The 743-nt window shown below is 32.4% G+C and carries 1 protein-coding gene; it reads right to left on the reverse strand.

Features of this window, described 5'->3' with window-relative positions:
• Positions 1-438 precede the first annotated feature (438 nt).
• Positions 439-636: a hypothetical protein gene (locus MCQ_RS02495; RefSeq protein WP_006923352.1), complete on the reverse strand. Its 198-nt coding sequence runs from the start codon at positions 634-636 to the stop codon at positions 439-441.
• Between the last annotated feature and the right edge of the window lie 107 nt (positions 637-743).

The following is a 743-nucleotide window of genomic DNA, read 5'->3' on the forward strand; positions in this document are numbered from 1 at the left end:
GAAGTCTCTACCTTGGCCACGACGAATATGGGAGAAACTTCGATATTATAAGGAGTTCGGGGTATGGCTTTAGTTGTTAGTACTATTCATAAGGGCATTTTTCCTTTGAAAACGTTTTGTTGAAAATATCGTTTTGTTCATTTGTCCACCGGAAAAAACCAAGACAAAACTTAGTTTCAAGCGTCTCTTCTGGCTCATTACATGAGGTATGTTCAACTACAATGATTATAGGTTTTCTTAAGCGAGGAGAGAAATGTCGATATATATAATCCTATTGGTATCAATTGTTATTTTCATAATTAGTAACCTGTATTTATTTTATAATATTTATTGTTTTTTTAAAACAAGGCGGGAGATAACAAAAAAGATAAGTGAAATAAACGAAATAATTTTTAGTACAAATAAAACACTTGAAAAACTAATTAAAAGCAAAAGAGATTAGGAAATAAGATCATTAATATGTTGATTTTTCTGAAATGCTTTAGCAGGAGCTAAGGAAGGAACGGGAATATGCACTTCAATTTTTTTATTTGGAAGATTTGGTGAACTGTGGTGCATAACAAGATCAGGGGCGTTTAATGTATGTGGTTTTAGAGAGCGAATACAGAGGCATAAATCCAATTCGTCATTGTTCATCAAACATAAACCAGCCCAAGGATTTTTTTTGTGGTTCTATTTTTACACATCTTTCTCCCCCCGCTTATTGGAAAACAGCAATTTTATAAAACACATTTTGTATGGAG

Origin of the sequence: Candidatus Bartonella washoeensis Sb944nv (assembly GCF_000278135.1) — a bacterium.
In the GTDB taxonomy this organism is placed as follows: Bacteria; Pseudomonadota; Alphaproteobacteria; order Rhizobiales; family Rhizobiaceae; genus Bartonella; species Bartonella washoeensis.